This is a genomic window from Bacteroides fluxus YIT 12057, assembly GCF_000195635.1.
Classification (GTDB): Bacteria; Bacteroidota; Bacteroidia; order Bacteroidales; family Bacteroidaceae; genus Bacteroides; species Bacteroides fluxus.
In genome coordinates this window covers 1-9,710 of record NZ_GL882643.1, presented here as the reverse complement: position 1 = coordinate 9,710, position 9,710 = coordinate 1, and the positions used below count along the sequence as shown (strand labels likewise).

General features: G+C 42.1%; 10 protein-coding genes. 9 read left to right on the top strand and 1 reads right to left on the bottom strand.

The window, feature by feature from the left end:
• The first annotated feature begins 37 nt into the window (after nucleotides 1–37).
• From HMPREF9446_RS10600 to HMPREF9446_RS10560, 9 genes are all read left to right on the top strand, one after another.
• Nucleotides 38–454, top strand: a complete 417-nt coding sequence (locus tag HMPREF9446_RS10600) for a lipocalin-like domain-containing protein (RefSeq protein WP_009125643.1) — start codon at nucleotides 38–40, stop codon at nucleotides 452–454.
• 54 nt (nucleotides 455–508) lie between these two features.
• Nucleotides 509–1,009, top strand: coding sequence for an SPOR domain-containing protein (locus HMPREF9446_RS10595; RefSeq protein WP_009125642.1), 501 nt, complete (start codon nucleotides 509–511; stop codon nucleotides 1,007–1,009).
• A gap of 212 nt (nucleotides 1,010–1,221) precedes the next feature.
• Nucleotides 1,222–2,040, top strand: a complete 819-nt coding sequence (gene cysQ / locus HMPREF9446_RS10590; protein ID WP_009125641.1) for a 3'(2'),5'-bisphosphate nucleotidase CysQ — start codon at nucleotides 1,222–1,224, stop codon at nucleotides 2,038–2,040.
• A 13-nt stretch (nucleotides 2,041–2,053) separates the two neighbouring features.
• Complete coding sequence (locus HMPREF9446_RS10585) at nucleotides 2,054–3,607, top strand: SLC13 family permease (RefSeq protein WP_009125640.1); 1,554 nt, start codon at nucleotides 2,054–2,056, stop codon at nucleotides 3,605–3,607.
• 4 nt (nucleotides 3,608–3,611) lie between these two features.
• Nucleotides 3,612–4,217 carry an adenylyl-sulfate kinase gene (gene cysC, locus HMPREF9446_RS10580; RefSeq protein WP_009125639.1) on the top strand — a complete coding sequence of 202 codons (606 nt, stop codon included), beginning with the start codon at nucleotides 3,612–3,614 and terminating at the stop codon, nucleotides 4,215–4,217.
• 6 nt (nucleotides 4,218–4,223) lie between these two features.
• Nucleotides 4,224–5,135, top strand: a complete 912-nt coding sequence (gene cysD, locus HMPREF9446_RS10575; RefSeq protein WP_009125638.1) for a sulfate adenylyltransferase subunit CysD — start codon at nucleotides 4,224–4,226, stop codon at nucleotides 5,133–5,135.
• A 32-nt stretch (nucleotides 5,136–5,167) separates the two neighbouring features.
• Entirely contained in the window at nucleotides 5,168–6,628 is a 1,461-nt protein-coding gene (gene cysN / locus HMPREF9446_RS10570) for a sulfate adenylyltransferase subunit CysN (protein ID WP_009125637.1), read from the top strand.
• A 6-nt stretch (nucleotides 6,629–6,634) separates the two neighbouring features.
• The gene (locus tag HMPREF9446_RS10565) at nucleotides 6,635–7,741 is read left to right on the top strand and encodes a sulfotransferase family protein (protein ID WP_009125636.1); all 1,107 of its coding nucleotides are present in this window, start codon (nucleotides 6,635–6,637) and stop codon (nucleotides 7,739–7,741) included.
• Between the two features lie 26 nt (nucleotides 7,742–7,767).
• Nucleotides 7,768–8,733 carry a PCMD domain-containing protein gene (locus tag HMPREF9446_RS10560; protein WP_009125635.1) on the top strand — a complete coding sequence of 322 codons (966 nt, stop codon included), beginning with the start codon at nucleotides 7,768–7,770 and terminating at the stop codon, nucleotides 8,731–8,733.
• A gap of 60 nt (nucleotides 8,734–8,793) precedes the next feature.
• Here the strand turns inward: HMPREF9446_RS10560 and HMPREF9446_RS10555 are convergent, their stop codons facing one another.
• Complete coding sequence (locus HMPREF9446_RS10555; protein WP_009125634.1) at nucleotides 8,794–9,543, bottom strand: YjbH domain-containing protein; 750 nt, start codon at nucleotides 9,541–9,543, stop codon at nucleotides 8,794–8,796.
• Between the last annotated feature and the right edge of the window lie 167 nt (nucleotides 9,544–9,710).

The window sequence follows — 9,710 nt, the reverse complement described above, 5'->3', positions numbered from 1 at the left end:
TATCAACTTAAATTAATTCCGCCAACGGGTTAATATAATGAAAAAAGACTTAAAAACCAGGGTGAAATATCTGTGGATAGTATTAAGTGTATGTACACTAACAGCTTGCATGAATGGAGGTTGTGATTTAGCTGGAAAATGGCAGTTACGCCAATACCTATATGCTGACGGTACAGCCCAAAAAGAGGATAGTGTATTCTATAATTTCCAGAAAGGAAGCTTTTCTGTGATGTGTTTGTTGAAAGATGGTGGCTTAATGACGTTTTTTGGGAATTATTCTTTGAAAGGTGATGAAATTTCTATTAATTTGCTGCCTGAAAGTATAAATGATAAAAATTACGGTACTTACGTCGGATGGCCGGAAGGAAAGCGTGCTTTTAAAGTAGAGGAATTATCCTATTCTGTATTGCGCTTGGAATGTGAGGGTACAAAATCGGTTTTCCGAAAATATTGATTGTATAAAAGTAAGGAATAGATATAGAATTTATTAACGAAAAAAATAAGAAAAATGAAAAAGTTAGCAGTGTTGGGAATGGGAGTGTGTATCGCTTTGTCATTCTCTTCTTGTAAATCAAGTGAAAGTGCTTATAAAAAAGCATACGAAAAGGCTAAACAACAAGAACTGGCTGAACCGCAGACTACTGCTCCTGTAGAGGAGGTGGCTCCCGTAGTGACGGCTCCTGTAGAGGCTAAAGTTGTGGAAAGCGCTCCTGCCGGTGTACGTCAAGAGAAAGTGACTGTGGTATCCGGTACAAATGGTCTGAAAGACTATAGTGTCGTGTGCGGTAGTTTTGGTGTGAAAGCAAATGCAGAAAACTTGAAAAATTTTCTGGATAAGGAAGGATACGATGCTCTTGTGGTATTTAATGCGGATGCTGCCATGTATCGTGTAATTGTAAGTACGTTTGCGGACAGAGCCTCGGCTGCGGATGCGCGTGATGCATTCAAGGCTAAATACCCCAATCGCAAGGATTTCCAAGGTGCGTGGTTGTTGTATCGCATTAATTAATAAAATTCTTTTTGGTAATTCATAAGAAAGGAGCGTTTCTTTCCTTTCAAGACAGGGCAGTAACTGTGAAGTTACTGCCTTTTTCGTTTGATTGTGAAAAGTACTTATAAATATATCCCTTTCGTTTAAAAGAAGTTATAAAACAAGAAGCGGAAACTTTTTAAGATGAAAAAGTTTTTAATTTTGCAACTTATATTTGAGAGAATATAATTATGGAACGACAATATATATTAAATGCAATTGACGCAGCCTTGAAAGCTGGCGAGAAAATACTTTCCATTTACAATGATCCGGCGTCAGATTTCCAGATAGAACGTAAGGCGGATAATTCACCGTTGACCATTGCGGACCGTAGAGCGCATGAAGCAATCAGTGATTTTTTATGTAGTACTCCATTTCCTTTACTGAGCGAGGAGGGGAAACATTTGCCTTATGCTGAACGAAAGAATTGGGACACCTTGTGGATTGTAGATCCTTTGGACGGTACAAAGGAGTTTATCAAACGTAATGGAGAATTTACTGTAAATATAGCTTTGGTTCATAAATCTGTTCCTGTAATGGGAGTCATTTATTTGCCGGTAAAGAAAGAACTTTATTTTGCAGAAGAAAATTTGGGAGCATATAAGCTGACAGGTATGGTTGCGCGTAAAGAGACTTCATTGGACGACTTAATGGCTTCTGCTGTTCGTTTGCCGGAAAAAAGCTTGCATGATTCATTTGTAATTGTAGCGTCCCGTTCCCATCTTACACCGGAAACAGAGGCTTACATTGAAGAAATGAAGAGGTGTCATCCGGAAGTAGAACTGATATCAAGTGGCAGTTCCATTAAAATATGCCTGGTCGCAGAAGGTAAGGCGGATGTATATCCTCGTTTTGCTCCAACTATGGAGTGGGATACGGCAGCAGGACATGCCATAGCCCGTGCGGCGGGAATAGAGATATACCAGGCGGGAAAAGAAGAACCTCTGTTGTATAATAAAGAAGATTTGTTGAATCCTTGGTTTATAGTGGAAACCAAACATTCCAAATAAAATAACGACTCGTATGACGTTTGAAATCCTGTTTGTATTGTTGGCGCTGTTGGGCATGGTAATTGCTTTGGTTCTGGACAAGATGCGTCCGGGCATGGTACTGTTCTCAGTTGTTGTATTGTTCCTTTGTGCAGGTATTCTGACTCCGAAAGAAATGTTGGAAGGGTTTAGCAATAAGGGTATGATAACGGTTGCAATGCTGTTTCTGGTCAGTGAAGGAATCCGCCAGTCGGGGGCACTGGGGCAAGTCATAAAGAAATTGCTTCCGCAAGGCAAGACTACCGTCTTTAAGGCGCAGCTTCGTATGCTGCCAACCATTTCCTTTATTTCTGCTTTTCTTAACAACACTCCGGTGGTCGTTATTTTTGCCCCTATTATCAAGCGGTGGGCGGAATCGGTAAAGCTTCCTGCCACCAAGTTCCTCATTCCTCTTTCCTATGTTACGATTCTTGGTGGTATATGTACGCTGATTGGAACTTCCACTAATTTGGTAGTACATGGTATGATATTGGAAGCAGGTTATGAAGGATTCACGATGTTCGAATTAGGCAAAGTCGGTATCTTCATTGCGGTTGCAGGTATGATTTATCTGTTTGCGTTTTCTTCTAAGCTGCTACCGGATATACGTACTGATGGCGTCAAACTGGATGAAGAACCTGACGAACCAGGAGATTTACATCGTGTAGAGGCTGTGTTGGGTCCCCGTTTTCCAGGTATCAATAAGAAATTGGGAGATTTTAACTTTCAGCGTCATTATGGAGCTGAGGTAAAGGAAATAAAACGGGGAGGACAAAGTATATCCCGGAATCTGCAAAATGAATATTTCCGTGAAGGTGATACGCTGGTCATTGCGGCAGATGATTCTTTTGTCCAGACTTGGGGAGAATCCTCGGTGTTTGTATTGTTGGCAAACGGTCATGATACGGAACCTGTGCCGGGCAAAGGCAAGCGTTGGTTTGCCCTTCTTCTGTTGACTTTGATGATTACAGGGGCAACGGTCGGCGAACTTCCGGTTGTAAAGGAGGCTTTTCCGGATGTCAAGCTGGATATGTTCTTTTTTGTTTCCATAACTACGATCATAATGGCATGGACAAAAATTTTCCCTGCCCGTAAATATACCAAATACATATCTTGGGATATTCTGATAACGATTGCCTGCGCTTTTGCTATCAGCAAGGCGATGGTTAATTCCGGGGTAGCAGACGTGGTGGCACATTATATAATTGGAATGAGCGACCGTTATGGACCGCACGTGCTGTTGGCAGCCGTATTCATTATTACTAACTTGTTTACAGAACTCATCACGAACAATGCGGCGGCAGCTCTTGCTTTTCCATTGGCGTTATCCATTTCCGCACAGATGGGAGTCAATCCGATGCCTTTCTTTGTGGTAATTTGTATGGCGGCATCTGCCAGTTTCTCGACGCCCATCGGTTATCAGACTAATCTGATTGTCCAGGGTATCGGTAATTATAAATTTACGGACTTTGTACGGATAGGATTACCGTTAAATATAATCACTTTCTTAATTTCAATTTTCTTAATTCCATTAATTTGGCCATTTTAATTGAATGATGACAGATAATAATATATATCCGATTTTCGATAGAATGTTGACTCGGCGAGACAAAGAAGAATTGCTTGGTCAACACAGTGTGATGATTTGGTTTACCGGCTTGAGCGGCTCCGGTAAGAGTACGGTAGCTATTGCCTTGGAGCGTGAACTGCATAAACGTGGACTGCTTTGCCGCATTCTGGACGGTGACAATATCCGTAGCGGCATTAACAACAATCTGGGTTTTACAGAAGCGGACCGTGTAGAGAATATCCGTCGTATAGCAGAAGTATCCAAGCTGTTTATCGATACAGGCATCGTTACCATTGCGGCTTTTATCAGTCCTAATAATGATATTCGCGAAATGGCTGCCAATATTATCGGACCAGATGATTTTTTGGAAGTCTATGTCAGTACCCCCATTGAGGAGTGTGAACGGCGTGATGTCAAAGGACTTTATGCAAAGGCACGCAAGGGTGAGATAAAAAACTTTACGGGAGTATCGGCACCTTTTGAGGCGCCTGTCCACCCGGCTCTGACGTTGGACACATCCGTGCTTAGCCTGGAAGAATCAGTAAATAAACTGTTAGAACTTATATTACCAAGAATTCAGAAGAAATAATATACAATGAAAGAAGAGTATAAACTAAGCCATTTGAAAGAGCTTGAAGCAGAGTCTATTCATATAATCCGTGAAGTGGCGGCGGAGTTTGAGAATCCGGTAATGCTGTATAGTATAGGTAAGGATTCTTCAGTGATGGTACGCTTGGCTGAAAAGGCGTTCTATCCGGGTAAAGTACCGTTCCCTTTGATGCACATTGATTCTAAATGGAAATTTAAGGAGATGATTGAGTTCCGCGATGAATATGCCAGGAAATATGGTTGGAATTTGATTGTTGAGAGCAATATGGAGGCTTTTCATGCCGGTGTAGGGCCCTTTACCCATGGCAGCAAGGTGCATACAGACTTGATGAAAACACAAGCTTTGCTTCATGCGCTGGATAAATATAAATTTGATGCGGCTTTTGGCGGTGCACGCCGTGATGAAGAAAAGTCCCGTGCCAAAGAGCGTATCTTCTCTTTCCGGGATAAGTTCCACCAATGGGACCCCAAGAATCAACGCCCGGAATTGTGGGACATCTACAACGCACGCGTACACAAAGGTGAGAGTATCCGTGTATTCCCGTTGAGCAACTGGACGGAACTTGATATCTGGCAGTATATTCGTTTGGAGAATATTCCTATTGTTCCTTTGTATTTTGCCAAAGAACGTCCCTGCGTTGAGATTGACGGAAATTTGATTATGGCTGATGATGACCGTTTACCGGAGCAATACCGCGATCAGATAAAAATGCGTATGGTGCGTTTCCGTACATTGGGATGTTGGCCGCTGACGGGAGCTGTAGAAAGTAGCGCTGACACAATTGAGAAGATTGTGGAAGAAATGATGACCACTACCAAGAGCGAACGTACCACTCGTGTCATTGATTTTGACCAGGATGCAAGTATGGAGCAGAAAAAGCGTGAAGGCTATTTCTGACAATTAAAAATTAAGATTTAAAAACGAAGAGAATGGAGGATTCTAGACTTGATATAAAGGCTTTCTTGGATAAGGATGAGCAAAAGGACTTATTAAGGTTGCTGACGGCCGGTTCGGTTGATGATGGAAAATCGACTTTGATAGGCCGCTTGTTGTTTGACAGTAAGAAACTGTATGAAGACCAGTTGGATGCGTTGGAGCGTGACAGCAAACGCATGGGAAATGCAGGTGACCATATAGATTATGCTTTGTTGCTGGATGGCTTGAAGGCTGAACGTGAACAGGGTATCACTATTGATGTGGCTTACCGTTATTTTTCAACAAACAATCGTAAATTCATTATTGCTGACACTCCGGGACACGAGCAATACACGCGTAATATGATTACCGGCGGTTCTACCGCCAATCTGGCGATTATTCTGGTTGACGCACGTATGGGAGTTATTACACAGACCCGCCGTCACACGTTTCTGGTTTCTTTATTGGGAATCAAGCATGTGGTGCTTGCGGTCAACAAAATGGATTTGGTTGACTTTTCGGAAGAACGTTTCAATGAGATTGTCGGTGAGTATAAGAAGTTCGTGGCACCATTGGGAATACCCGATGTGACTTGTATCCCTTTGTCGGCATTGGACGGTGATAATGTAGTGGAGAAATCTGTGCGTACCCCTTGGTATAACGGTGCGTCACTCCTTGATTTTCTGGAAACCGTACATATTGACAATGACCATAATTTGTCTGATTTCCGTTTCCCTGTGCAGTATGTGCTGCGTCCCAACCTTGATTTCCGTGGCTTTTGCGGTAAGGTTGCATCCGGTATCGTACGAAAGGGAGATGAAGTTATGGCATTGCCATCCGGAAAGAAGTCCCGTATTAAAAGTATCGTCACCTATGACGGAGAGTTGGATTATGCTTTTCCGCCCCAGTCTGTGACCTTGACTTTAGAGGATGAGATAGATGTGTCGAGAGGTGAAATGCTGGTGCATCCCGATAATCAGCCTATAATGACCCGTAACTTTGAGGCGATGTTGGTTTGGATGGATGAGGAGCCTATGGATGCCAATAAATCATTCTTTATCAAACAAACAACAAATCAGAGTCGTACCCGTATTGACAGCATCAAGTATAAAGTGGATGTCAACACTATGGAGCAATTATCCATTGAGAATGGAAGGCTGACAGTAGATACTTTGCCGATGCAGCTAAATCAGATAGCCCGTGTTGTTCTGACCACCGCCAAAGAATTGTTCTTTGATCCTTATCAGCAGAACAAGGCTACCGGTTCTTTCATTCTAATAGATCCTATCACCAACAACACAAGTGCTGTGGGAATGATTATCGATAGGGTAGAGGATAAGGACATGCACTTGTCGGCAGACATTCCTGTATTGAATTTGCCGAAACTGGGAATCACTCCTGAACATTACGATGCTATAGAACGCGCGGTGAAGGAGTTGGAACGCCAAGGATTTGAGATAATACTTAATAAATAACGACTGATGGGACTATTAGAATTCAATAAACTGCCGATAAATACACTGGTCGGTGCTGATTGGAAAACTTTTAAGGATATAACGGGAGGGCGCCAGGTGGATGCCGCCTACAAAAGCAAATATCGTTTGACTAAAGCAGTTTGCCGCTTGCTCTCTACCTTGGCACCCTTGCAAGACAAACGTTATGAAAAGCTATTGGCAGATAAACCATTGGAACATGATCCTGTTTTTATTCTGGGACATTGGCGTAGCGGGACGACATTTGTCCACAATGTTTTTTCCTGTGACAAGCATTTCGGCTACAATACCACGTACCAGACGGTATTTCCTCATCTGATGATGTGGGGGCAACCATTCTTCAAAAAAAACATGAGCTGGCTGATGCCGGATAAACGTCCTACCGACAATATGGAACTGGCTGTCGACCTTCCTCAAGAAGAAGAGTTTGCATTGGCCAATATGATGCCCTATACCTATTATAATTTTTGGTTTTTACCGAAGCATCAGCAGGAATATGCAGATAAATATCTGTTGTTCGATGATATTACGGAAGCGGAATTGAAAATTTTTGAGGAGACTTTCGTTAAATTGATAAAGATTTCACTTTGGAATACGCATGGTACTCAGTTCTTGAGTAAGAATCCGCCGCATACCGGCCGTGTGAAAGAACTGGTGAAGATGTTTCCGAATGCAAAATTCATCTATCTGATGCGTAATCCCTATACGGTGTTCGAAAGTACCCGCAGTTTCTTCACCAATACGATTCAGCCCTTGAAACTGCAAGACATCAGCAATGAAGAACTGGAAAAGAACATCTTGTCTATATATGCCAAACTGTATCATAAATATGAGGCGGACAAGGCGGATATCCCGGCAGGAAATCTTATAGAGGTGAAGTTTGAAGATTTTGAGGCGGACGCTATGGGAATGACCGAACACATTTATGATACTTTGTCGATTCCGGGTTACTCTGAAGCGCGTGCCGCTATTGAGAAGTATGTCGGAGGAAAGAAGGGCTATAAAAAGAATAAATATAAGTATGATGACCGTACGATACAATTAGTCCAGGACAATTGGAACTTTGCACTGGAACAGTGGAAGTACGGTCTGTAATAATTGTCAACTATCTATTAAAGAAGATGATTCAAAAGAAAGTTTGTATGTTGGGGATGCTGTCCGCCGCACTCTATTGTGGAACTTTATCGGCGCAACAGCACAAAGTTGAGATGATTCCTTTCGGAAATATGGATCAGTGGATTGACCGTCAAATAAAGGAATCGGGTATTATCGGTGGCGACACCAAGAATGTATATGCCATAGGTCCTACTGCGACGATTCATGAAAATAAGGCATATAAGAATATGGGGGGCTCTCCTTGGGCTACTTCCAATGTGATGGCAAAGGTAGCGGGCATTACCAAGACAAATACTTCTGTCTTCCCCGAACAGAGGGGAGATGGCTTTTGTGCCCGTATGGATACCCGTATGGAGAGTGTAAAAGTGTTTGGCATAGTGGATATAACGGTATTGGCTGCCGGTTCTATCTTTTTGGGTGAGGTGCACGAACCTATAAAAGGAACCAAGAACCCGCAGAAAATGTTGAACTCAGGCATTCCTTTCACAAAGAAACCTATAGCCATCCAGTTCGACTATAAAGTGCAGATGTCCGACCGCGAAAAGCGTATTCGTGCAACAGGATTCAGCCGTATCACTGATGTAGAAGGAAAGGATTTCCCCGAAGTGAATCTTTTCTTACAGAAGCGTTGGGAAGATGAAAAGGGCAATATCTATGCTAAGCGTGTGGGTACAATGGTAGTACGCTATTATTCTACTTCCGACTGGCGTAACAATGCCACTTATTCTATTATGTATGGAGATATCACCGGTGACCCTGCCTATAAGGCCCATATGATGCGTCTTCAGGTACAGGAGAGATATGCCGTCAATAGTAAAGGTGAAAGTGTTCCGGTCAAAGAAGTGGCTTGGGGAACGGAAGATGACGAACCTACACATTTATTGTTGCAGTTTACTTCAAGCCATGGTGGAGCTTATATAGGTTCTCCGGGTAATTCTTTTTGGGTTGATAATGTGAAGCTGGTGTATTAAGCTTCCTTATAATAAAAAGCAAAGGGTGCACTTCAAATGGCACCCTTTGCTTTTTGTATTCTACTTTAAATAGATTTTGTAAGTTAACCCACCGCTGAAATATTGCATCTTTTGCATTTCTAATTGTATATGCAAATGATTGAATAATAAATAAGTTGCTCCTAGGGCAAAATTCTTTGAATCATATTCTGCTATCACTCGTAATTGCGGATGGAAAGTGGGGTTATAAGTGACTCCCAATGCAAATCCATTTAATTTGTATTCATTTCTCTTATTATAAAGATAAGAAAGATGAACTCCGATTTCTTCTTTGCCAATAGGAATGTGCTTGGTTGCCGCTACATAAAATCGGCAAAAATAGCCATTTCCATCTGTAGATGAAATTTGTCCGTCACCCGATTCCGTATATGGATCGGAAGTACCGAATACCACAGCAGGCATGTATTTCCAGAATTGTCCTTCTTTCAAGGCTCTTAACCGGAGGGAAAAATATCTATCTTGGTTCGTAAAACCCGTGTAGCCATAAGGACCAAGACCCAATGCTTCTGCTTTAAATAGAGTACAGGTATAGGCTACTTCCATCCAGGGGAATATGGTCACATTCAGAAAATAATTATAGGTGTGGTAGTACCAAGTAGGAGGGGTCAGCTCCTTATTCATGAAATTACCACCAATCATGACGGTCTTGTCACGTTGCATTTCTGCGGAAGGAGCATGCAGCAAACCGGTTGTACCATATGTCAATTGGGCAGAAGCTCCTGAAGACACGCAAGAAAACAGTACAAAAAAAAGTAGCTTAAACTTCATCATTACATAATCGTTTCAGTTCGGAAAATCGGATTTTGCTTCACAGCATAAACCGTTCATCAAAAAAAGGCGCCTGAGAATCCAGACGCCTTCTTTTTAGAGTCTATTGTTATTTAGAGTATATTATTCCAAAATAACCACACGGTTCAAGAAGTTCTTACCGAACATGT